Source organism: bacterium (assembly GCA_030685015.1).
In the GTDB taxonomy this organism is placed as follows: Bacteria; CAIWAD01; CAIWAD01; order CAIWAD01; family CAIWAD01; genus CAIWAD01.
Genome location: JAUXWS010000019.1, coordinates 52,496 through 75,972, shown reverse-complemented (window position 1 = coordinate 75,972; position 23,477 = coordinate 52,496). Strand labels below are relative to the sequence as shown.

The following is a 23,477-nucleotide window of genomic DNA, read 5'->3' as shown; positions in this document are numbered from 1 at the left end:
CCGGGCGCGCGGGAAGCGAGCGCCGCCGCGACGAGGGCGAGGGGCTCCGCCCGGGCTCCGAGGTCGATGGCCGGGACGCCGTCGCCGTCCGCCTCGGCCAGGGCCGCCTCTCGTCCGAGGCGCGTCTCGGAGGGCTCCAGCGACCCGTTCCGGCGGCGCCGCCGGTGGACCTCGCCCCTGAGGGCGTCGAGGAGGAAATCGGCATCGGGAGGAGCCGGGATCGCCTCGCTCGCGGCCTCGAACGTCGGCACCGGGACGAGGACGGCCTCCGCGGCGCGGGCGAGGCCACGCGCGAAAGCGAGGGAGGAGCGCAGGCCGGTGAAGGAGCCGGGGCCGGAGACGACGGCGATCCGGTCGAGGTCCCTCGGGGCGAGGCCCGCCCGGGAGAGGAGGTCGGCGACGGCGGACGCCAGAACCTCTGCCCCCTGCCGCGGGAGCTCGGCCGTCAACGGTTCCGAGGCGCCCGGGACGACGGCGAGGGACGGTCGGGGGGTCGCCGTGTCGATGGCGAGGAGCCTCATCGGCGTTCTCGCGATGCTAGCATCGCCGCCCTTCCGATGCGGACCACGCCGATGCTCGAGCAGTACTGGGCGCTGAAGCGGGAGGTCCCGGACGCGCTTCTCCTCTACCGCCTCGGGGACTTCTACGAGATGTTCTTCGAGGACGCCCGCATCGCCCATGAAGTGCTGGGCCTGGCCCTGACCAGCCGCGGCCAGCAGGGTGGCGAGAACGTGCCCCTGGCCGGCTTCCCCTACCACGCGCTGGAGCCGAACCTGGCCCGCATGGTGCGCGCCGGGCACCGCGTGGCGGTCTGCGAGCAGGTGGAGGACCCCAGGAAAGCCAAGGGGCTGGTGCGGCGGGATGTAGTGGAAGTGGTCACCGCCGGCACCAACTTCAGCGAGGCGGTGGTCAGCGCCCAGCGAAACAACTACCTGGCTGCGCTGGCGGAGGATGGCCCCGGCTGGGCCCTGGCCTGGGCCGATGTGACGACCGGTGAGTTCCGCGCCGGCTCCTTCAGCCCGCGGGATCTGCGCCTGCTCCTCGCGTCCCTTGAGCCAGCCGAGCTGCTCGTCTCCCGCTCCCTGGCCCGCGCCGGCGAGGGGCGCGGCCGCGAGGTGGCGGACCTGGTTGGCTCCGCCGTGCTGACACGGCTGGAGGACTGGTTCTTCGACCCCACGGTGGCCGCCCGCGACCTCCGGGAGCACTATGGCACGCAGAGCCTGAAGGGCTTCGGCCTGGAGGAGCTGCCCCAGGCGGCGGCCTGCGCCGGCGCGCTGCTGGCCTATGCCCGGGAGAATCTGCGCTCGCCCCTGGAGCACTTCAGTCCCCCCGCCCGCCACGACCTGGGCGGTTGCCTGCTGCTGGATCCCGCCACGCGACGCAACCTGGAACTGACCCGAACCCTCTCCGGCGACGAACAGGGCCCCACCCTCCTCTCCGTGCTGGACCAGGCGGTGACGCCCATGGGCCGCCGCCTGCTGCGCTCCTGGCTGTGGGCGGTGCCGGGCAGGCTGGAGGAGATCCGCCCGCGCCAGGAGGCGGTGGCGGGGCTGATCGAGGAGCGGCGCGGCGAGCGCCTGGCCGCGCTGCTGAAGCCGGTGGGCGACCTGGAGCGACTCATCGGGCGCCTGGCGGCGGGCAAGGCCAACGGCCGCGACCTGCGCGCCCTTGCCGCCGGGCTGGCCGTGGTGCCCGCCGTGCGGGACTTGCTGGCGGGCCAGACGGAAGGGCGCCTGGGGCAGCTGGCGGATGGGCTGGATCCCCTGCCGGACGTGCTCAGCCGCATCACCCAGACCCTGGTGGACAGCCCGCCCCTCTCGCTCTCGCAGGGCGGCATCATCCGCGACGGCGTGGACACCGACCTGGACGAACTGCGCGAGATCCTTGCCCACGGGCGGGACTGGCTGAAATCCTACGAGCAGCAGGAACGCGAGGCGAGCGGCATCGCCAATCTCAAGATCCGCCACAACAAGATCTTCGGCTATCACATCGAGATCTCCCGTTCCAACCTGGACCGCGTGCCCGAGCGCTACCAGCGCCGCCAGACCCTGGTGGGGGCCGAGCGCTACATCACGGAGGAGCTGAAGAGCTACGAGGACAAGGTCCTCCACGCCGAGGAGCGTGTGCTGGAGCTGGAGGAGCGCCTCTTCCGCCAGCTGACGGAATGGTTGCGGCCGCACTACGGCGCTCTGCAGCGGGATGCCCGCCACCTGGCGGAGCTGGATCTGCTGGCCAGCCTGGCCGAGCTGGCCCGCCGCCGCTCCTGGTGCCGTCCGGTGATGGTCGAGGAGGGCGAACTGCACCTGCGCCAGGCACGCCATCCGGTGGTGGAGCTGGTGCTGCCCGCCGGCGAGCGCTTCGTGCCCAACGATGTCACGCTCTCCAGCGGGCGCGAGCAGGTCCTGCTGCTCACCGGGCCGAACATGGCGGGCAAGAGCACCTATCTGCGCATGGTCGGCCTCATCACGCTGCTGGCGCACATGGGCTCCTATGTGCCAGCCGCGCAGGCGACCATTCCCCTGCGCGACCAGATCTTCACCCGGGTCGGCGCCAGCGACAACCTGGCCAAGGGCGAGTCCACCTTCCTCGTCGAGATGCAGGAGACGGCCTTCATCCTCAACCACGCCACGGACCGCAGCCTCGTCCTGCTGGACGAGATCGGACGCGGCACCAGCACCTTCGACGGGTTGAGCCTGGCCTGGGCCATCACCGAGTTCCTCCACGACGCGCCGGGGCGCCGCGCCCTCACCCTCTTCGCCACCCATTACCACGAGCTGGTGGATTTGGAGCAGAGCCTGCCCCGCCTGCGCAACGCCAACATCGAGGTGCGCCAGTTCGGGGAGCGCATCCTCTTCACGCGGCGCATCCTGCCGGGCGGCTGCAGCCACAGCTACGGCATCGACGTGGCGCGCATGGCCGGCCTGCCGCGCGAGGTGCTGCAGCGTGCCCGCGAGGTGCTGGCCCAGCTTGAGAGCCAGGAATACGCGGCCGACCGCACGCCCGTGCTGCAACAGCGGCCGTCGGCGGCGGAGACGGCCCGCACCGCGCAGTTGGCGCTTTTCGCCGCGCCGGACCAGGACCTGCGCGAGCGGCTGCGTGCCGCCGACCTGGAGAACATGACGCCCCTGGAGGCCATGCGCCTGCTGATCGAATTGCGGGGCCTGCTGGATTGAGATGACGGAGGGGACGGGATGAGCAAGAATCTGCGCTTGATGCTCGCCCTGCTGGGCGGCATGGCGGCGGCCTTGGTCGTTACAAAGGGCCTCGAAGTGATGGGGTACCGGCTGTTTCCTCTGCCGGCGGGACTGGATCCGGGTGATCCGGTGGACGTGGCCGGGCGCCTGGGCGAGCTTCCCGTGGGCGCGCTCGTCACTGTCCTGCTCGCCCATGTGCTGGGCACCCTGGTCGGCGCTTGGGTGGGTGTGCGTTTGGCCGGACCCAAGGGCCGCCCGGTGGGTCTCGTGGTTGGCCTGCTGATGCTGAGTATCGTAGCCATGAAGGTGGTGTCGAGTGCCCACCCCGCCTGGTTCGCCCTGATCGATCTGCCCATGATCGGCGCGGCGGCCTGGGCGGGCATGCTGCTGGGCGCGCGTCATGAAGGGAGGGAGGCATGAAGCGCGTTACCCTGGTTCTGGCGCTGGCCACGACGGCCGCCGCCCAGCTCACCGTCCTGCCCTGTCGGCTGGCCTTGGACTCGGTGGTGGTCCAGGACAGGGAACTGGAGTTCGGCTTCGTCTTCCACCGCCTGGAGTGCGAGGCCCCCTGGAGTGCCCCGCTGAACCGTCTGGTGGTGGAGGAAGCGCGGCGCCGCGCCGGCGAAGCCATCCAGGAGGCGGAGGATCTGGCCCGGGACGACGAGATGGCGGGGGAGGATCTGGACGCGGACGAGGCTCTGTCCGGACCGGCCAGTTTCCAGTGGGCGCGTCTCACGGTCGAATGGGCAACGCCCGAGTTGGTCAGTCTGCGGGAGCACGTGTCAGAATATTGGAGCGGCGCCGCCCACGGCAGCGAACAGACGCGCTTTCGCATCCTGGCCTGGGCCGAGGGCGAGCTGCAGCCTGTCTCCCTGGGTGGATTGCTCACCTGGAACGGCGCCCTGGAGGCGGAACTGAACCGCCAGTTGGTGGGGCGGCTGCGTCTACAGGGGGCTTCGGCTGTCCTGGCGGGCGACTGGCCCGGGTTCGGCACGCTTCGCCTGCAGGATGCCGCTCCGGTCGCCGACGGTTTGCGCTACGTGGTCAACGAGTACGAGGCTGCTTCCTACTCCGAGGGCGCCTTCGACATCCTCATTCCTTGGCGCGTGCTGGTCGAGTGGATTCCCGCCGATGGCGTCCTGGATCGCATGAGGCGGGAGGAGTAGGGCCGTGTTTGTAGAGAACATCCCCGCGCCGCGGCGCATCCTCTTCGTCTGCTCGGGCAACATCTGTCGCAGCCCGGCGGCGGAGGCGATCGCCCGCCTCTGGCTGGACCGCCACGCCCTGGGACAGGTGGCAACGGCCAGTTGCGGCAGCCTGCGCATCACGGGGGAGCCGGCCGCCGCCTTGACGGTCGAGGCGCTGGCCCGGCGCGGCGTGGACTTGCGCGGCCACCGCAGCAGACCGCTCAGCCACTTCCTGCTGCGGGAGGCGGACCTGGTGGTCGGGATGGAGCCGGCCCACCGCGAGGCCGCCCTCTGGGAGCTGGGCGGCGACACGGATCTGGTGCCGCACGGCGTGCATGTCGTCACGGAGTACCACCCCGAGGATCGTTTTCGCGACGACGGCGGCATTTACGATTTCGTCGAGGCAGCCCGCGACGAGTACCTCGAGGGGATCGCCGAACTGGAGCGGTGCGTGCATCGGATGCTGGAGGAGTTCTACCCGGAAGCGCGGGAGACCAGGCCGGATGCCTGAGCCGAACAGCCCTCCGGCAAGCTCCAATCCCACGCCGTCCCCACCAGAGCAGGCATGTCTGCCCGGCCGGGAGGCGATCGCCGCCATGGGACTCTTCCCGCGCCTGGGGCCGGAGTCCATCGAGCTGGTGTCCTCGGGCGAGGCGGCCGCGGCGGCCTTCGAGACGCTCCAGGCCTGTCCGTTGCTGGGCTTCGACACGGAATCACGACCTGTCTTCGTGGCCGGTGAGTTGGCGGCCGGACCGCATGTCGTGCAGTTTGCCACGGCGGAGCGCGCCTGGATCTTCCAGCTGCAGGACGGGGCCGCCCGGCAATGCGTGGCCCGCTTGCTGGCCTCCTCCGCCGTTGTCAAGGCGGGTTTCGGGCTGGAGGGGGATCTCAGCCAGATCCAGCGCCTCTTCGGGACGACCCCGGCGGGATTGGTGGACCTCAACACGGTCTTCCGCCGCCGGGGTCTGACCCGACACCTGGGAGCGCGCAGCGCCGTGGCGGTCATGTTCGGTCAGCGCCTGGTCAAGTCGAAGCGGATGACGACATCCAACTGGGGCGCCACGCGCCTGTCGGAGGCGCAACTGGTCTACGCCGCCAACGACGCCTTCGCCGCCTATCGCGTCTGCCAGGCCCTGGGCCTGTCGCCCGCGGAACTGCTGGACCTATGCCGCGAAGAACCCGCGGAGGAGCGCAAGGACGACCTTCCCCGCCATTCCAGATGGCGTCGCCGCCGAAGGAATCGACCCACTGAACCCACCGGCTGAACCTTTGCCGGCGGCAGAACCGGACGGTGGTTCGGCGTGGAGAGCTTGGGTGTGGATTGCCGCCTGTCGCGGGCGGTCGATGGGCCAGTCGGCCACGTGCCGCGCGCTCAATCCCGGTTGAAGGTCTTGCCCGCTTGTTCGGCCATGAGGTCGGCCAGAGTGGTCTCGCGGAAGCTCCGCTCGAAGTGGCCGATGGCCTCGTCCAGGCGCTGATGCAGAGAGCAGAGGCGGCCCTCATGATAGGGCAGGCCGAGGGGGCAGGTCGTGATTCGCTCAATGGGTGAGACGCTGTTGACGATCTCGAGCAGATTCAAATCCGCCGGTCCCCGTGCCAGCCGGAATCCGCCCCGCAACCCGCGCCGGGACTCCACCAGCCCGCTGCGCACCAATCCCTGCAGGACCTTCGACAAGTAGCCGGCGGGAACCCTGGTATGCTCGGCGATGATTGGCACGGGCAGGGCCTCCTCCGCATTCTCAGCCAGGAAGACCATGGCGCGCAGGGCGTACTCGGCTGTCTGGGAAATCATCTGTGGCCTTGCTTGCTGGAGATGTCGCCACAGGCAAGGTACAAAGAGGACGATAATGTCCACATTTGACGGGGCAGATGGATGATTCCCTGGGCAGGTGTCCGACCATGGGTCGGACACCCTGGACATTGTTGCCCATCCCTGCAGCCATGCCGCGGGCCTAAGGAATCCGCAGGTCGGCTTCCACAGTGATCCAGCCTCGGTCTTTGTCAGCACCGCCCAGCTCCTTTTGCCGGCTCAGCTTGTCCATGTAGCGGTGCATGAGGTGTTGATAGACATTCAACCGACGCTTGGCGGATCGGCCCAGCGCGGCATACCATGGGCAGTCATTGGTGATGCCATCACAGGTTCCAAGCATGTGTTGCCGACAGGAGGACCACCGATAGTCCTCTGGCCGCTGGACCAAGCCAGCCCGCACGGGATTGGTCTCGATGTAGAGATGGCAGCTGACACAGTAATCGAGGAAGACGACCGGCTTGATGGTGGCGTGGGGCTGCCAGTTGCTGCCCATGCGGCCATGGCGGCGATTGTAGTCACGGCTGTAGGTTCCGTTTGCCAATCGCAAAAGACCCGCCAGGCCACCCTCGCGTCGAACAGTGACAAGAAGATGCACGTGATTGCTCATGAGCACCCACGCGTGGATCTCCGTTTGTGTCGCCCGCGAGTGTCGGTGCAGGAGGTTCAGGTAGTCCCAGCGATCACCATCGTTGTGGAAGACCGGCTCCCGATTGCGGGCGCGCACGATGGCATGATGCATGGTGCCGGGATGATCCTGTCGAGGAGGGTGTGACATTGTGGCTCCTGTGTAAAAGGCCGGCACACGCCGGCACAGGGGGGACAATGCCGTTCAACGGGCAGCGGTTCCGCTCACAGGAGGAATATGAATGATGAATTGGGCCGGCGTTGAGAATTACTGACAGGTGTCCGACCCATGGTCGGACACCTTGGTAAAAAGTGCCGGCCCGCGTCATGCGACACGGGCCGGCAGGGGTTGGACTGAAGTCTGGGCTACCTGCCTTGCGCCACCTGCAGGAAGCCCGCCGGAGCCCGCGGCGTCGTCCGCGCATCGGGCAGGGGCTGGTCGGGATTGGTATCCGCCACCACCACACCATCCACGTCCACGGCCGTCACGCGCAGATAACCCTGCTGCGTCATGCCCACGTTGTGGTAGTAGAGGTCCAGGCTGGTGCCAGTCGTGGCCTCCACGCCGGGAGAGGTCATGTAGCCGTTGTCGTCGTAGTAGAGGTTGTAGTAGTCCACCACGATGGGGTTGCCGTTGATGTCCTGGTTGACCGGTGTGATCTCCACGTGCACGATGGCGTTGCCGCCCGTGAAGTCAACCGGCACGATGGAGACGATGAGCGGCGTCGCCGGCTTGCGCGAACCGATGGACAGGTTGTAGGAAGCGGCCGGCCCCAGGTCGGTGGAGGCGCTGCGGTAGACCGCCACGCCGTGCCAACCACTGACGGAGGCGGTGAAGGTCCCGGCCTCGTTCTGTCCGGAGCCCCCGCTGTTGAACACGGCCGTCGCGTTGTCCAGGCTGGTGAAGCTCTGGCCGGCCTCGAAGAGGGCCACGCCCAGGTTCACCGTGCTGAAGTTGCGCAGGTTGATGGGATAGGTCTCGCCCGCAACGAGGTTGATGTCATAGGTGTGGAGGATCTGCCCGCCTCCAGCACCGGCGTTCAGGGTGCCGGCAGTGGCCGTGCCCACCAGGAGGTCGGCGATCCGCTGGCTCATCTGCACTGTGTAGTTGGTGCTGGGGATGACGCCAGGATAGCCCCAGTTGTTGGTGACGCCCACATTCCGCGTCACATAGTTGCCCAGCACATTGCCGTTGGCCATGATGAAGCTGATCTCGCCCGGGGCCGGGAAGTTGGACTCCACCGTGGCGATGAAGGCCGAGCTCGACCCATTGTCGGCGTCATCATAGGCCCAGACATTGAGCTGCTCCGAACCGATGGTGGGCATGGCGGCCACGCCGGTCCAATAGGTCGTGCTCAGCTGGTAGCCGTCCTGATTGAAGCCGGGATTGGACCAGGCGTTCGGGTTGTTGCTGTTGATCCAGTTCGGCGCCGGCGTCCGCGACAGGGGCGTCAGCTGGGCCAGGGCATAGGGTGCCCAGGCGTACTGCGCGAAGTGGGCGTTGTTGGTCTCGCCGTTGGGCAGTTCTTCCGCCACTTCACTCAGATAGTCGATCACCGAACCCAGCTCGTGGCGGCCGCCCTTGACCGTGCCGATGTCGCGGTTGCTGATGGAGCCCGTCCAGCCCGGCGCCAGCGCGGAGAAGTTGCCGCTGCTGTAGACGAAAGGACCGTCCAGGTAGAAGGCCAGGTTCGATCCGCTCGCCATGGTGCCGGCGCCGATGTTGATGAGGCCGGCGTCGGCGTAGGTCGTGCCCTCATTCAGCACGGCGGGCAGCACGCCCACGGAGCCGGCATTGCGGGCCACGACGGGGGCCGTCCAGCCGGCCAGGGTGGTGTGCGTCAGGTCGCCGGCGGGGGGACCCCAGTAGAGGCTGTAGCCGGCGCTCTCGCCCACCTGGGTGCGCAGGTTCTTGCAGATGACGATGCCGTGGAAGCCGGTGGCGGTGGGCGTGAAGGTGCCCGCCTCGTCGCCGCCGTTGCCGGCGCCGTTCAGCGTCCACTGGGCCCCGGAGCGGGCGAAGTAGGTGGAGGTGGGGCCGAAGATGAAGAGGGCCAGGTCGGCGTTGCCCGAGGTGATGTCCAGGACGAAGTGGACCGGGTCAAGGGCCGTGATCTGCATCTCGAGCACGTCGATGATCTCGCCGGCGGCGATGGCGCCGCTGGAGGCGAGGGTGGGAACGGCGGGCGGCACACTGATGTAGGTCGAGCCCTCGCCCTCAATCGTGTAGCTTTCGTCGCTGTTGGAGTAGTTGATGATACCCACGTAATCACCGTCGCTCGTGCTGTTGTTGTTGCAGCCCACGAAATCCACTGTGCTGACGCCGGCCGAAACGGCCACGGTGGAGTTCCAGCCCGTCGTGGGCGTGGGATTGGTGTTGTACATGTAGATGTCGTAGTCGGAGGCGTTGGCGGGCATCACGGCGAAGACATCCCACCAGCCAGTGAAGTTGCCACCGTTGGAGTATCCGTCCAGCGCAAAGGTGCTGTACCCCTGTGGACTGCGGTTGGGACCCCGGGTGAATGTCTGCGGGACGTTGTTGGCGATGGCCGTGGGCGCCCAGCGGTAACCCACCACGTAGCCGTTGTTGGTCTCCACGCTCTCATCCACGATGCCGTTGGGGTCGCAGGTCTGGCGCATGTAGTGCAGGCCACCCCGCACCGCGCCAGCCCAGTCGGTGGCATGGCGGTAGGTGAAGGGGGCGTGGTTGGCGGCGAGGGCCGTGAAGAAGAGCACGTCGTCCCGGTAGATGTAGGACCAGGAGTTGGGCACGCTGCCGTAGCGGCTCCAGTTCACCCAGGCGAAATCGAAGTAGGTGTCGGCCGGGGCCGGCGGCAGGCTGGCGGGCAGCACGGTGGTACCCGTCACATTGGAGGGGACGATGGGGGCCGCCCAGCCACCCGGCGCGTAGGGCTCCAGGTCGGGGGCGAGGATGCCCTTCATGTTGGGCAGGACGTTGATCTCCTTCCACGTGTCCGTGGGGCCTTGCGGCGTGCCGTTGGTCTGCAGGCGGCTGCGCAGGGTGAGGGGGGAAGGATAGCTGCCCTCCTGGGCGTTGTGGATCAAGGCCAGGGAGATGGCCGCGCCCGTGACGATGGGGCTGGCGCTGGAGGTGCCGCTGAACGTGGACGTGTAATCCTGCTGGCAGCCGGTCTGGTTGAAGAGGCCGCCATAACCCGCGGCATAGACGTTCTCACCCCAGCCCATGGCGCTGATGCGCGTGCCGTGGTTGGTCCAGCAAGTGGGATTGTGCACGGCGCCCGAGGTGCCGGCGCCCACGATGATGGCTTGGCTGTCGCGCACGTTGAGGTTGAAGGCGCCGGCATAGCCGGCCCAGTCCAGGTCCATGCTGCCGTTGCCGGCGGCCTCGACGCAGAAGCGGCCGTTGGTGCTGTTGGCCAGGATGGCGTCGAAGTTGGCCTGCCAGTACTCCATGGCGATGTAGCGGAACTGGGTGCAGTTGCAGACACAGGTGGTGCCCTGGTCGGGACCCTGGGCATGCATCTCGATCAAGTAGGTTTCGCCCGTGATCAGGTCGCTGCCAATGGCGATGAGGGCGGCCGCCGTGCTGGCGTGGTTGCTCACCACGCGGGCGGTCATGCGGCAATCCGGCACGAGGCCGGTGACGCCCTTGCCGTCGTCGCAGGCGCCCACGATGGAAACCACCGCCGTGCCGTGGTTGAAGAAATCGGGGTCGGTGGAATCGGGCGTGTTGCGGATGGTGAAGGTGCTGGCGAAGTCCTCATGGTCCTCGCACCAGCCCCACTCCAGATCCTGGAACCAGTAGCTGGAGACACCATTGCCGTAAGTGGGGTCATGCGCCCAGGCGTAATCGATGTCGATGCCGGTGGGCGCCGCCTCGCGGTAGTCCTGGTTGGCCGCCCAGTTGGGCGTGACGGGGGCCGGATCGCTGCCGCAGACGGCGGGGGACGCAATGGGCTCGTAGTAGCCTGTCTGCACCAAGTCCAGCTTGAGCAGGTCAAGGAGCAGGGCCTGGGCGTCCGCGTTGCGGCCCTCGATGCGGAAGAGGTACCAGTTGTTGAGGTCGGCCACGTCCCAGCCACTCAAGCGCTCGCCCTCCGCCACGTAGCTGTCCAGCTCCTCCTCGCCCATGCTCTCGAAGAGACGCTCGACCGTGATGGAGGGGTTGGCCTTGAGGAAGGAGTCGAGGCCCGACAAGCCCCAGCCTTCCAGCGAGACCAGGCGCTCGTCGCGCAAGCGGATGCGCGTGTCCTCGACGAACTTCACCACCAGCTTGTCCAGGTAGACGTGGTCCGGATCGATCAAGTCGACATACAGGTCGCGGGGCAGCTCGCCTTGCTGCTTGAGGGCCAGGTTGCGCAGGGCGTGAGCGTCGGAGGCCAGCAGGCCCGTGCCCAAGGCGGCCAGCACACTGCAAAGGATCAGCTTTCTCATCGGGCACCTCCTTCCTCGGAGCCATTCAGGGCACGGCCGGTGGTTGCATCGCGCGGCACGAACACGTTGGCCGGCGTCGCAGGACGGGGCTCCAGATCGCTCAGGGCTTGCTCCAGGTCCAGGACCCGTGCTTCATCGCCGCGGGCCAGGGCCGCTTCGCGGAACAGACCCAGCTCTTCCCGGGAATGGGCCAGCTTGAGCGAGGCCGCCTGGCGCTCCAGGCTCTGCCGCTCGCTTTCGTCACGGGCCTGGTCAAAGGCTTGCACCAGCGCTTCAAGCTCGGCGGCATGGCGCTGGCGCATCTCGACCAGCGGACCGCTGGGAGTCTGGGCGCGCTCGGGGGTCAGGGGGCCGGCCACGGCGGCCGGTCCGGCCTCCACCTGATCCGGCTCCGCCGGACGATAGGTGGCGTTGTCGTCGCGCCGATCCTGGATCTCGCCGTCAACGGCCAAGCTGGCGGAGGCCAGTCCGGCCAGCAGGCAGGCAAGGATGAGGGACTTGTTCATCGGGTCACCTCCGGCTGCTGATTCACCTCGGTGGAGGGCAGGCGGTCGCCCGCGATGTCAGGTAGCTGCCTGGCGGGATTGGTGCGACGCTCCAGGGTGGCGCGAGTGCGCTCCAACAGCTGGGTCTGCCCGGTCGCCTCATACCAGTCGATCTTCAGCTCCAGCTCGCGCAGCTCAAAGCTGTCCATGGTTGCGGCATACTCGCCCTTCAGGGCCTGGCGGTCCCCCGCGCGGTTCCAGTCGAAGGCCTCGACGTAGGCCTGCCGCTCCTGGTGCAATGCCAGGATGGCCTGCTGGTGCGGGTTGTCGGCAACGACGACCGGCTGTGGGATGGCGTGAACGCCGCTGGCGGTCAAGTTGGCGTCCTCCGTGCGGCCCGGGCTGTCCGCTTCGGCGGCGAGGCCGGCGCTGGACAAGCCCAGCAGAACGGCACAGGCCATCCAAGTTGCGTGCTTCATGACTCCTCCTTCAGGATGGGCCGGACGCCCCTTCCGGAGCGACGGCTGATGATGATGTTCCGGTTGTGCTGTGTTGCAGCCGGCTGGGGGACCGGCATCCTTCCCGATAATGCTCCTCATAAGAGGACCAGTTCAGTCGAGAATGGGCGGCAAGCTACATGCTGAGGGGGGAAAATCAAACAGTTAAACTAACAATCGCATTAACTGAACCTGTTTTTCTGTTGATTTTACAACGGGCGTGATGCATTACATGAGACGGTGTCAGGTTGGCTGGACAGGTGTCCGACCCTTGGTCGGACACCTCGGCAGATTTTGCCGAAAAAAGGCCGGCCCAGATTGATTTCCGGGCCGGCCGCTGTTTGTTGGTTGAGGACTCTATTCAGAGGGCGCACTGCCTCCCGCCGGTTGGGGCGTGAGGAGGTCGATGGGATACTGCTGGATGGCCATGGGGTCCGGCAAGGGCAGATGCGGATGGCTGTCCGCCACCAGCACACCGTTGTTATCCACCGCCGTGACGCGCAGGAAGCCTCGCTCCAGCATCCCGACGTTGCCGTAGTAGAGGTACCAGCTGGTGGCCGTGGTGGGCAGGACTCCCGGCGAGCCCATGTAGGGATCGTCGTCGTAGTACAGGTTGTAGTGGTCGATGACGAGCGGGTTGCCGTTGATGTCCGTCGTCACCGGCGTGATCTCGGCGTAGACCGTGGCGTTGCCCGGGCTGAAATCCACCGGCGTGAAGGTGATGATGAGCGGCTGGGCCGGGCGCCAGTTGCCCGCCACGATGCCGTAGTCGGCGGCGGGTCCCAGGTCCTGGTAGCCGCTGCGGTAGACCGCCACGCCGTGCCAGCCTGTGGTCGTCGCCATGTAGGTCCCGGACTCATGTTGGCCGGCGCCGTTCGCGTTGAAGACGGCCACCGCGTCGTCCAGGCCCTTGAAGGATGTCCCGGCCTGGAAGATGGCCGCCCCCAGGTTGATGGTGGACCGGTTGAAGAGGTTGAGCTGGTAGCTCTGCCCGGCGGTCAGGTAGATGTCATAGGTGTGCAGCAGCTGTCCGCCCCCCGCGCCCGTGGCCAGGGTGCCGTTCACGATGTAACCCGCCTGCAGATCCTGCAGCCGCGGGCTCACTTGCACGGTGTAGGGCGTGGTGGGAGTCACGTTGGGGTAGGCCCAGTTGTTGCAAACACCCACGTTCCTCTGCAGGCCGTTCCCCAGCACGTTGCCGTTGAACATGGTGAAGCTGATGCTCCCCGGACCGGGAAAGTTGGACTCGACGGTCGTGAGGAAGGCCGTGGTCGACCCCGTGAGGGCGTCGTTGTAGGACCAGACGTTGAGTTGCTCCGTGGCGATGGTGGGCATGGCGGCAAAGCCTGTCCAGTAGCTGGTCGTGATGCGATAACCGTCCTGGTTGAAGCCGGGCAGGTCCCAGTTGCCGGGGTTGTTGAAGTTTCGCCAGTTGGGGGCTGCCGCACGCGAGAATGGCGTCAGGTTGGTCGGCACGAAGGGCGACCAGGCGTACTGCTCGTAATGGGTGTTGTTGGTCTCGCCATAGGGAAGCTGTTCGGCCACTTCGCCCAAGTAGTCCTGGATGGCGCCCAGCTCGTGGCGTCCGCCCTTGACCGTGCCGATGCTGCGGCCGCTGATCTCGCCCTCGTAGCCCGGCGCCAGGGCGCCGAAGTCCCCGCTGCTGTAGACGAAAGGTCCGTCCAGGTGGAAGGCCAGGTTGGGACCGGCGGGGGTGGTGCCCATCCCGATGTTGGCCACGCCGGCGTCACCCAGGCTGGGGCCCTCGTTCAGCACGGCGGGCAGCACGCCCACGCTGCCGCCGCTGTTGCGCGCCACCACGGGCGCCGTCCAGCCGGCGCGGGCCACGGTGACCAAGTCGCCGGCGGGCGGTCCCCAATAGAAGCTGTAGTTGACGTGCTCGTCCAGGTCGTAGACCAGGTTCTTGCACACCACGATGCCATGGTAGCCGGACGCGGTGGGTGTGAAGATGCCCATCTCGCTGGCGCCGGCGCCGCCCGTGTTGAGCGTCCAGGTGGCGCCGCCGCGGGAGAAGTAGGTGGCGGACGGCCCGAAGATGAAGACGGCGAGGTCTGCCGTGCCGCCCGTGGCCACGAAGTTGAACCAGACCGGCGTGCCCGCCGTGCAGTTGATCTCCCACACGTCCAGGATCTCGCCGGCGGCCAGGCTGTAGTTGCCCACCAAGCTCTGCGTGGCGGGGGGGCTGCCCAGGTAGACGGAGCCCTCCCGCTCCACCGTGTAGCCCTCGGCGGAGTCGTTGTAGTTGATGACCGCCGTGAAATCGCCGTCCGTCGTGGTGTTGTTGTTGCATCCCACGAAGTCCGTGCCGGAGACGGAGCCGCTGGCCGCCACGGTGGTGGTCCAGCCGTTAGTGGGCGTGGGGTCCACGTTGAACAGGTAGATGTCGTAGTCCGTGCCCGTGGCCGGCATCACGCCCGTGACATCCCACCAGCCCGGGAAGCCGCCGCCGTTGCCATAGCCGTCCGAGGCGTAGAAGCTGTAGCCCTCCGGATTCTTCTTGGGGCCGCGGCTGAAGGACTGGGGCGCATTGGACGCCAGTGCGACCGGATCCCAGCGGTAGGCGATGATCTGCTTGTTGTTGGTCTCCACACTTTCGTCGACCAAGTTGTCCGCATCCAGTTGGTTCTTGATGTAGTGCAGTCCGCCCCGCATCACCACGCCATAATCGCTGTAGCTGCTCGTGGTGTTGGGGTTGAGCGTGCTGTTGTAGGCGTAGATGATGTAGGCGTCATCCTGGTAGAGGTAGGCGCGGGCCGGCGAGGCCGCCCCGTACAATCCGGCGTTGTGCCAGGCCCAGTCGAAATAGGTGGTCGCCGGCGCCGGAAGCAGGTTGGCGGGCAGGGTGTGGGTTCCCGTCACGTCGGAGGGGACGATGTTGGCCACCCAGTCCCCATAAAGGTAGGGTCGCAGGTCCGGCGCCAGGATGCCCTTCATGTTGGGCATCACGTTGATCTCCTTCCAGGGATCGGTCGGTCCCTGGGGCGTGCCGTTGATGGCGAGACGTGTGCGCAGCGTGCTGGGGGCTAGATAGTTGCCGTACATGTTGTTGTGGATGAGGGCCAGACTGATGGCGGGTCCGGCCACGATGGGGCTGGCGCTGGAGGTGCCGCCGAAGTCATGGGTGTAGTCCTGCTGGCAGTCCGTCTGGTTGAAGAGGTAGCCGTAGCCGGTCGTGTAGACGCCGCTACCCCAGCCGTAGGCGCTGATGCGCGTGCCGTGGTTGGTCCAGCACTCCGGGTTGTGCACGCTGCCCGAGGTGCCGGCGCCCACGATGATGGCCTGGCTGTCGCGCACACCCAGGTTGAAGGCGCCGCCGTAGCCGGCCCAGTCCAGGTCCATGCTGCCGTTGCCGGCGGCCTCGATGCAGTAGCGTCCGTTGGTGCTGTTGGCCAGGATGGCGTTGTAGTTGGCCGTCCAGTACTCGATGGCGATGTATTGGAACTGGTCGCAGTTGCAATAGCAGGTGGTGCCCTGGCTGGGACCCGGGGCGTGGATCTCGATGAGGTAGGTCTCGCCCAGCAACAGGTCTCCGCCGATGGCGATGAGGGCGTCGGCGTAACTGGCATGGTTGCTCACCACGCGGGCAGTGAGACGCACGTCCGGCACCAGGCCGGTCATGCCCTTGCCGTCGTCGCAGGCGCCCACGATCCCCATCACCGCCGTGCCGTGGTTGTAGAAATCGGCAGTCCCGGAGTCGGGCGGGTTGCGGATGAGGAAGGTGGAGGCAAAGTCCTCGTGGTCCTCGCACCAGCCCCACTCCAAGTCCTGGAACCAGTAGCTGCTGACCCCGTTGCCGTAGGTGGGATCGAAGGCCCAGGCGTACTGGATGTCCACGCCGGCGGGGGCCTCCTCGCGGTAGTCCTGGCTGGCCGTCCAGTTGGGCGTGACGGGCGCCGGATCGCTGCCGCAGACGGCCGGCTGGCCGATGGGCTCGTAGTAGCAGGTCTGCACCAGTTCCACTTTGAGCAGGTCAAGCAGCAGGCCCTTGGCGTCGCTGTTGCGGCCGTCCACGCGGAAGAGGTAGAAGTTGTTGAGGTCGGCCACGTCGATGCCGCTGCGCTGCTCGCCCAGGGCCACGTAGGCGTCCAGCTCCTCTTCTCCCATGCTCTGGAAGAGGCGCTCCACGGTGATCTCCGGATGCGCCTTGAGGAAGGCGTCCACCGCGGAGAGATTGCGGCCTTCGAGGGAGACCAGCTGCTCGTCGCGCAATCGGATGCGCGTGTCCTCCACGAACTGGACGACCAGCAGATCCAGACGGTAGTGGTCGGGGTTGATCAGGTCGACGAACTGGTCGCGGGGCAGCTCGCCCTGCTGCGTGAGGGAGAGGTCGCGCAGGGCCAGGGCGCTGGTGGCCATGAGGCCCAGCGCCAGGAGGGATGTCATCAACAGCTTGTTCATCTCACACCTCCCTCGTCACGGCTGTCCAGGGCGCGGCCCGTGGCGGGATCGCGGGGCACCAAGGTGACGGGGACCGGGGCGGGGCGGGGGACCAGGGCGTCCAGCGCCTCGCCCAACTGCGCCGCGTAGGCGGAGTCGCCGCGGGCCAGGGCGTCGGCCATTAGCCACTGCAGCTCCTCGCGCTGCTGGGCGAGCTTGAGGTCCATGGCCTGCCGCTCCAGGGATTCACGCTCCGCCTGGTCGCGGGCGGCGGCCAGGCCGGCGGTCAGCGTCTCGAGTTCGATGCGATGGCGCTGGCGCACCTCGGCCAGCGGCGCGGGTACAAGGGGAGCGGGGATGTCGCCCGCGGCCGGCGCCAGCTGGGCGGGATCCGCCGCGGCGGGTTCCGCCGGCTCTTCGATGGTGTAGAACCCGTCATCCACGCGGCGCTCCTCGGCGCCGGCGGCGGGGGCCAGGACGGCGGTGGCCAACGCGACCAGCAGCCCGCCCAGAATGAAACGTCTCATGGTGTCACCTCCGGGGCGATGGGCGTGCCGCGCTCCTGCTCGATCTCAGGCAGGAGTCGCTGCGGTTGGGTGAGGCGGTCCAGGCTGGCTTCAACCCCCGCCAGCAGGTCGGTCTGGCCGGTGGCCTCGTACCAGTCGCGCTTGATCTCCAGCTCCCGCCGGACGAAGTCGTCCATGGTGCGGGAGTAGCGGCGGGCCAGCTCGTCGGGATCACCCGCTTGGCCCCAGTCGAAGGACTCGACAAAAGTCTGCCGCTCCAGGGCCAGGGCGTCCAGCGCCTCCTTGCAGGCCAGGTCCGCCGGGATGGGGGGCGGGGGCGGCGCCGTCACGGTGGCGGCGGGAGTGGCTGGCGCGGCCACTCCCGGGGCGTCGGCCTGCCTTGCCTGATCGCCGGAGGCGAACAACAGGCCGGGCAGGAGCGCCAACCAGAATGCGTGTCTCATGGATCCTCCTTGCTGGGGCGACCATCCGTGCGGACCAATGCCTTGCGTCGCGCGGCGGAATCGTCGGTGTGTTGTTTTCTCAATGCTGTGTGCGCCCTTTTGACAAGGGCTATGATGCGTGTGGGATGTTAAACGAGTTCAGCAAGAGCTGCAAGAGAAATCAAAATGCTGGAAAATTGGATGAATGCCCGGACAGGTGTCCGACACAGGGTCGGGTATCCTGGAAGGAAATGCCGACCCATGACGAAGAGGCCAGAAGGCCGGCCCATGGGAAAGGCCCCCGATCCGGGCTGGATCGGGGGCCATGGATGAAAGCATCAAGGTCAAGGGAGGGGCCTGTCCACGGCTTCACCCGCGCCAAGCGACTGACCCGGAATGCCGCCGGCCAGGGGTGCCCGGCGCACGGCTTCCGCATCGGCGGCGCCCACCAGGTCCGGGTGCGAGGTGGCCAGCAGCACGCCGTTGTTGTCCACCGCCGTGACCAGGAAGTAGATGCCGGTCGCTCCGCCCGTGGTGGAGAGGAAGTTCACCAGCTCGCTCACCGGCCAGTTGTCCCAATTCACCCAGCCGTTGGGGAATTCCGCGTAGGGGTCGAAGCTCCACCAGAAGCGGTAGTAGTCCACGACCAATGGATCTCCGTTGACATCCTGGGTCACGTCGCCGAATTGCAGGGTGAAGAGGTAATAGCCGTCCGAGGCGTCCAGCTCCACGGGGATCAGCTCCAGGTCGGTGATGGCCACCGGACGCCGGGTTCCCATGACCAAGCTGTAGGGCGCCGCCGGCCCCAGGTCCTGGTATCCGCTGCGGTAGACCGCCACGCCATGCCAGCCCGTCACCGTGGCCGTGAAAGCGCCGCTCTCGTCGACACCCACGCCGGCGCCGTTGAAGACGGCCGCCGCGTTGTCCAAGGTCGCGTAGCCCAGGCCGGCCTGGAAGATGGCCAGGCCCAGGTCCACGGTGGAGTTGTTGAACAGCCTGAGGGAAACGCTCTCACCGGCGAAGAGGTGCATGTCCCGCATGTGCAGCAGCTGCCCGCCACCCGCGCCCGCGGCCAAGGTGCCCGGGTAGACATGTCCCGCCTCCAGGTCGTCCATCCAATGGGCCATCTGGACAGTGTAGGGCTGCGTGGAATGGGTGGGATAGGCCCAGCCGTTGCTCACACCCACGTTCCGCTGGACGACATTGCCCAGCACGTTGCCGTTGGCGGCCACCAGGCTGATGCCACCGTAGGGCGGATAGTTGGTCGCGACGGGATACAGGTAGGCCGAAATGGGGTTCGTGTCCGCGTTGGCGTAGATGTAGGTGGGCAGATAGCCCTCGGCATGGGTGGGCATGGCCGCCACGGCCGTCCAGAAGGCGGTGGACAGGAGGTAGCCGTCCTGGTTGGGTCCGGGCTGGCTCCAGTAGTCCGGGTTCTGGGGGTTGACGTAGTTGGGCGCCGCCGTCCGGGACTCCTGGACTCCGAAGGTCAGCGGGTGGGGCGCCCAGGCGTACTGCCGATAGTGCCGGTTGTTGGCCTCGCCGTCGGGCAGCTGCTCGGCCACCTCGCTGTTCACGTCCTGGATGGCGCCCAGCTCGTGGCGGCCCCCCTTGACCGCGCCGATGGACCGGTTGGCGACCTCACCCTCGTAGCCGGGGGCCAGGGAGGCGAAGTTTCCGCTGGTGTAGACGGTGACCCCGTCCAGGGTGATGGCCAGGTTGGCCCCGGCTGGCACGCTGCCCAGGCCGATGTTGGCCACGCCGGCGTCGCCCAAGCTTGGACCCTCATTGAGCACGGCGGGCAGCGCGCCCACTGTGCCGCCACTGTTGCGCGCCACCACGGGCGCCGTCCAGCTGGCCCGCGCCACGGTGACGAGGTCGCCGGCGGGGGGGCCCCAGTAGAAGTCGTAAGAGACTTGGTTGGCCAGGTCGCTGCGCAGGTTCTTGCATACGACGATGCCGTGGAAGCCGCTCTCCGCGGGCGTGAAGATGCCCATCTCGCTGGCGCCGGCCCCACCCGCATTCAAGGCCCACAGGGCGCTGTCCCGGCTGAAATAGGTCGTGCCGGGTCCATAGACGAGGACGGCCAGGTCGGCCGCGCCGTCCGTGACCTGGAAGTTCAGCCACACCGGGGAGCCGGCCGTGCAGTTCATCTCGAAGGCGTCGAGGATCTCGCCGGCATCCAGGCTGTAGTTGCCCACCAGAGCCTGGCTTGCCGGGACGGATCCCAGGTAGCTGGAGATGTCGGACTCCACCGTGTAGGAATCGCTGGTGTCGTTGTGATTGACCACCCCGGCATGGATGCCGTCGGAGACCAGGTTGCCGTTGCTGCCCACGAAGTCCGTGGCTGACGAGTGTAACGACGAGCTGACGTGACTGGTCCAGCCCGTGGTGGAGGTGGGCGCCGTGTTGTAAAGGCGCAGGTCGTAATCGCCGGCGGAAGAGGCCGGCATCACGCCGAAGACCCGCCACCACCCCGTGGTGCTCATGCGGTAGCCGTCCAGGGCAAACGAGGAGTATCCCTCGGGATTCTTCTTCGGTCCGCGGGTGAAGGTCTGGGGGCTGTTGATGGCCAGGATGGCGGGATCCCAGCAGTAGGCGAGGACCTCCGTGTTGTTGGTCTCCACGCTCTCGTCGACGGCGCTTAGGGGATCGCAGACCAGTTTCAGGTAATGGAGGCCGCCACGGATGGTCTGGGAAAAATCGTTGGCCGCCGCGCTTGTGAAGGGTCCCAGGTTGGTGGCGGTGGCGGACCCGATGAACACGTCATCCCGATAGAGCCGGGAGAGGGCGGAGGCCACGCTGCCGTAGCGGCTCTGGTTGAGGAAGCAGAGGTCGATGTAGGTGGCGGCCGGAGCCGGGGGCAGGTTGGCGGACACGGTATTTGTGCCCGTCACATTGGAGGGCACGACGCTGGCGCTCCAGTCGACCGGCGTGTAGGGCAGCAGGTCGGGGGCGAGGATGCCCTTCATGTTGGGCTGGACGCTGAGTTCCTTCCAGGTGTCCACCGGTCCCTGGGGCGTGCCGTTGGTTTGCAGGCGGCTGCGCAGGGTCAGGGGCGCGGGGTAGCTGCCGAACTGCGCGTTGTGGATCAGGGCCAGGCTGACGGCCGGCCCTGCCACGATGGGGCTGGCGCTGGAAGTGCCGGCGAAGCCGCTGGCATAGTCCTGCTGGCAGTCGGCCTGGTTGAAGAGGGTGCCGTAGCCGGTGGTGACCACGTTGCTGCCCCAGCCGTAGGCGTCGATGCGGGTGCCGTGGTTGGTCCAGCACTCCGGGTTGTGGACGCTGCCCGAGGTGCCAGCCCCCACGATGATGGCCTGGCTGTCGCGGAAGGAGCGGTTGAAGGCGCCGCTGTAGCCGGCCCAGTCCAGGTCCATGCTGCCGTTGCCCGCCGCCTCCACGCAGTATCGGCCGTTGGCGCTGTTGGCCAGGATGGCGTCGAAGTTGCCCTGCCAGTACTCGATGGCGATGTAGCGGAACTGGGCGCAGTTGCAGACGCAGGTGGTGCCTTGGTCCGGACCCTGGGCATGCAGCTCGATCAGGTAGGTCTCACCCGTCACCAAATCATTGCCGATGGCGATGAGGGCGTCCGCATAGGAGCTGTGGTTGAGGACGGTGCGGGCCGTGAGGCGCACGTCGGGCACCAGGCCGGTGACGCCCTTGCCGTCGTCGCAGGCCCCCACGATCCCCATCACGGCCGTGCCGTGGTTGTAATAGTCGGGGACATCGGAGTCCGGCGGGTTGCGGATGGTGAAGGTGCTGGCGAAATCCTCATGGTCCTCGCACCACCCCACCTCCATGTCCTGGAACCAGTAGCTGCTGATCCCATTGCCGTAGGTGGGGTTGTAGTCCCAGGCGTACTGGATGTCCACGCCCGTGGGCGCCGCGCCGCGGTAGCCCTGGCTGCCCACGTAGTTGGGGGTGGTGGGGGCGGGGTCCGTCCCGCACACAGCAGGCTCGCCCTTCGGCTCGTAGTAGCCGGTCTGCACCAGGTCCAGCTGGAGCAGATCCAGCAGCAGGCCCTTGGCGTCCACACGTCGGTCGTCCACGCGGAAGAGGTACCAGTTGTTGAGATCGGCCACATCGTAGCCGCTCAGTTGTTCACCCCGGGCGATGTAGGCCTCCAGCTCCTCCTCGCCCACGCTGGAGAAGAGGCGCTCGACGGAGAGGTGCGGCCGAGCCTTGAGGAAGGCCTCCAGGGCGTCCGTGCGCCATCCTTCCAGGGAGACAAGGCGGCCGTCGCGCAGACGCACGCGCGTGTCCTCGACGAACTTCACCACCAGCTTGTCCAGGTGGACGTGGTCGGGATCCACCAGGTCCACGTACTGGTCGCGGGGCAGCTCCCCCTGCTGCTTGAGGGAGAGGTCGCGCAGGGCCAGGGCGCTGGTGGCCATCAGACCCAGCGCCAGCAGGGATGTCATCAACAGCTTGTTCATCTCACACCTCCCTCGTCACGGCCGTCCAGGGTGCGGCCCGTGGCCGGATCCCGCGGGACGGCCGGCCCGGCGGGCGGCAGGATCCGCGGTGTCAGCTCCTCCAGCGCCTCGTCCAGGCGTGCGGCCAGGGCCTGGTCCCCACGGGCCAGGGCGTCGGACTTGAGCCACAGCAGCTCCTCGCGCTGCTGGGCCTCCTTCAGCGCCACAAGCTCCCGCTCCATGGCAAGGACCTGCCCGTGGTCGCGCACGGCGTCCGGGCTGGAGATAAGGGCCTCCATCGCGGCGCGGTGCCGCTCGCGCAGCTCGGCCAGCGGACCCGACTCGACCGGGGGCGATCCGCTGGCGGGGGATTCCACCAGTTGGGCGGCGGGCACCAGGGTGGGCTCCGCCGCCTCGCCGAGCGTGTAGATGCCGTCATCCACGCGGCGCTCCTCGGCCATCGCGCCGAGGCCAAGGGTCAGGGCGGCCAGCAGGCCACCCAGGACGATGCGGGTCATGGGGTCACCTCCTGTGGTTGGGCCGCCGGGCGCGGCAGATCCAATTCGGGCTGCGGGCGCCCGGCTTCCTCCAGGGCCACCAGGGCGGCCTCGATCGCGGCGAGGCGATCAAGCTGGCCGCTGGCCGCGTACCAGTCGCGCTTCAGCTCCAGCTCCCGGCGGTGGAAGCCGTCCATGGCGCGGGCATGGAGGCGGGCCGTCTCGACCCGATCACCGCCCCGGTTCCAGTTGAAGGCCTCGACGAAGGCCTGTCGTTCCAGGGCCAGAGCCATCATGGCCTCCTTGTGGGCCAGATCCACGGCGCTGGGCGCCAGGGGCGCGACCACGGCGATCCCGCTGTGGGCGGGGGCGACCGCCCCCGGCGTGTCGGCCGGCTCGGTCGGATCGCTGGATGCGAAGAGCAGGGCCGGCACGAGCGCCAACCAGAGTGCTTTCCTCATGAATCCTCCTGCAGTGGGCACCCCGGCATTGGCCTGCAAAGCTGTCAAGCCCCTGCGCCTGGATGCAGATCTATGGTTGCTGATGGTCATGTCAGGTGTCGCTGGATCGGAGTCAGGCCGATCCTGTGGGATGATAAACAGCTTCATGAATTCATCCAAGGGAATTCTCTGCTTTGCCGAGTACATATTTGGACGATGCGCTGAGACCTTGTGTCACACGAGACACAGGATTTGCCTGCCGATGGCAAGACTTCATGTCGCCCGGTCTTGAGTCAGGTCAGGCCCGGCCTCGTCGTCAGCCGGCGACGTGATGCTCCGCACCGTCGGTGGCGGAGCTTTCTCTTTGTTTTTCAATTCGATTAGCCACGCCAAGTCTTCCCGCTGCTGCTCCAGCCTGGCCATCATGACCTCGAACTCCTGGCGGAGATCGATCCGTCCCGGGTCGGGAGGGAGATCATCCTTTTTCCCCATATCCACCTCCCTGCCCTCCAGGCTGCCGGGTAGCTCCGGCCACGACGTCGTCAGCATCATGCCGCGAGCGGCC

Annotated in this window: 17 protein-coding genes and 1 pseudogene; 5 read left to right on the top strand and 13 right to left on the bottom strand. The window is 67.4% G+C overall.

Going from position 1 to position 23,477, the window contains the following annotated elements; translation table 11 throughout:
- Positions 1 to 521 (bottom strand): tRNA (adenosine(37)-N6)-threonylcarbamoyltransferase complex dimerization subunit type 1 TsaB (gene tsaB / locus Q8O14_02120; GenBank protein MDP2359538.1); only part of this gene is annotated, 521 nt, incomplete at its 3' end.
- A 36-nt stretch (positions 522 to 557) separates the two neighbouring features.
- Between tsaB and mutS the strand changes: the two genes are divergently transcribed.
- The 5 genes and pseudogenes from mutS to Q8O14_02095 all read left to right on the top strand — a co-directional run bounded on the left by mutS (position 558) and on the right by Q8O14_02095 (position 5,523).
- Positions 558 to 3,173 (top strand): DNA mismatch repair protein MutS, encoded by a 2,616-nt coding sequence (mutS, locus tag Q8O14_02115; protein MDP2359537.1) that lies wholly within the window; start codon positions 558 to 560, stop codon positions 3,171 to 3,173.
- An 18-nt stretch (positions 3,174 to 3,191) separates the two neighbouring features.
- Positions 3,192 to 3,614 carry a hypothetical protein gene (locus Q8O14_02110; GenBank protein MDP2359536.1) on the top strand — a complete coding sequence of 141 codons (423 nt, stop codon included), beginning with the start codon at positions 3,192 to 3,194 and terminating at the stop codon, positions 3,612 to 3,614.
- Positions 3,611 to 4,360, top strand: coding sequence for a hypothetical protein (locus Q8O14_02105; GenBank protein MDP2359535.1), 750 nt, complete (start codon positions 3,611 to 3,613; stop codon positions 4,358 to 4,360). Before Q8O14_02110 ends, Q8O14_02105 begins: the two co-directional genes overlap by 4 nt.
- A gap of 4 nt (positions 4,361 to 4,364) precedes the next feature.
- Entirely contained in the window at positions 4,365 to 4,892 is a 528-nt protein-coding gene (locus Q8O14_02100) for a hypothetical protein (protein ID MDP2359534.1), read from the top strand.
- 85 nt (positions 4,893 to 4,977) lie between these two features.
- A pseudogene (locus Q8O14_02095) lies at positions 4,978 to 5,523 on the top strand (3'-5' exonuclease).
- A gap of 230 nt (positions 5,524 to 5,753) precedes the next feature.
- On the opposite strand, the gene Q8O14_02090 reads toward Q8O14_02095, so the two are convergent.
- From Q8O14_02090 to Q8O14_02035, 12 genes are all read right to left on the bottom strand, one after another.
- Complete coding sequence (locus Q8O14_02090) at positions 5,754 to 6,173, bottom strand: Rrf2 family transcriptional regulator (protein MDP2359533.1); 420 nt, start codon at positions 6,171 to 6,173, stop codon at positions 5,754 to 5,756.
- Between the two features lie 160 nt (positions 6,174 to 6,333).
- Positions 6,334 to 6,930 (bottom strand): transposase, encoded by a 597-nt coding sequence (locus Q8O14_02085; protein MDP2359532.1) that lies wholly within the window; start codon positions 6,928 to 6,930, stop codon positions 6,334 to 6,336.
- A 251-nt stretch (positions 6,931 to 7,181) separates the two neighbouring features.
- Entirely contained in the window at positions 7,182 to 11,231 is a 4,050-nt protein-coding gene (locus Q8O14_02080; GenBank protein MDP2359531.1) for a S8 family serine peptidase, read from the bottom strand.
- Positions 11,228 to 11,737 carry a hypothetical protein gene (locus tag Q8O14_02075; protein MDP2359530.1) on the bottom strand — a complete coding sequence of 170 codons (510 nt, stop codon included), beginning with the start codon at positions 11,735 to 11,737 and terminating at the stop codon, positions 11,228 to 11,230. The genes Q8O14_02080 and Q8O14_02075 overlap by 4 nt, the downstream gene beginning before the upstream one ends.
- The gene (locus tag Q8O14_02070; protein MDP2359529.1) at positions 11,734 to 12,195 is read right to left on the bottom strand and encodes a hypothetical protein; all 462 of its coding nucleotides are present in this window, start codon (positions 12,193 to 12,195) and stop codon (positions 11,734 to 11,736) included. Before Q8O14_02070 ends, Q8O14_02075 begins: the two co-directional genes overlap by 4 nt.
- Before the next feature lie 375 nt (positions 12,196 to 12,570).
- Positions 12,571 to 16,632 (bottom strand): S8 family serine peptidase, encoded by a 4,062-nt coding sequence (locus tag Q8O14_02065; protein ID MDP2359528.1) that lies wholly within the window; start codon positions 16,630 to 16,632, stop codon positions 12,571 to 12,573.
- Positions 16,629 to 17,138, bottom strand: coding sequence for a hypothetical protein (locus tag Q8O14_02060; GenBank protein ID MDP2359527.1), 510 nt, complete (start codon positions 17,136 to 17,138; stop codon positions 16,629 to 16,631). Before Q8O14_02060 ends, Q8O14_02065 begins: the two co-directional genes overlap by 4 nt.
- Positions 17,135 to 17,581 (bottom strand): hypothetical protein, encoded by a 447-nt coding sequence (locus Q8O14_02055; protein MDP2359526.1) that lies wholly within the window; start codon positions 17,579 to 17,581, stop codon positions 17,135 to 17,137. The genes Q8O14_02060 and Q8O14_02055 overlap by 4 nt, the downstream gene beginning before the upstream one ends.
- 323 nt (positions 17,582 to 17,904) lie before the next feature.
- Positions 17,905 to 21,996: a hypothetical protein gene (locus tag Q8O14_02050; GenBank protein MDP2359525.1), complete on the bottom strand. Its 4,092-nt coding sequence runs from the start codon at positions 21,994 to 21,996 to the stop codon at positions 17,905 to 17,907.
- Positions 21,993 to 22,493, bottom strand: a complete 501-nt coding sequence (locus Q8O14_02045; GenBank protein MDP2359524.1) for a hypothetical protein — start codon at positions 22,491 to 22,493, stop codon at positions 21,993 to 21,995. The genes Q8O14_02050 and Q8O14_02045 overlap by 4 nt, the downstream gene beginning before the upstream one ends.
- Complete coding sequence (locus Q8O14_02040; GenBank protein ID MDP2359523.1) at positions 22,490 to 22,933, bottom strand: hypothetical protein; 444 nt, start codon at positions 22,931 to 22,933, stop codon at positions 22,490 to 22,492. The genes Q8O14_02045 and Q8O14_02040 overlap by 4 nt, the downstream gene beginning before the upstream one ends.
- 252 nt (positions 22,934 to 23,185) lie before the next feature.
- The gene (locus Q8O14_02035) at positions 23,186 to 23,464 is read right to left on the bottom strand and encodes a hypothetical protein (protein MDP2359522.1); all 279 of its coding nucleotides are present in this window, start codon (positions 23,462 to 23,464) and stop codon (positions 23,186 to 23,188) included.
- Positions 23,465 to 23,477 lie beyond the last annotated feature (13 nt).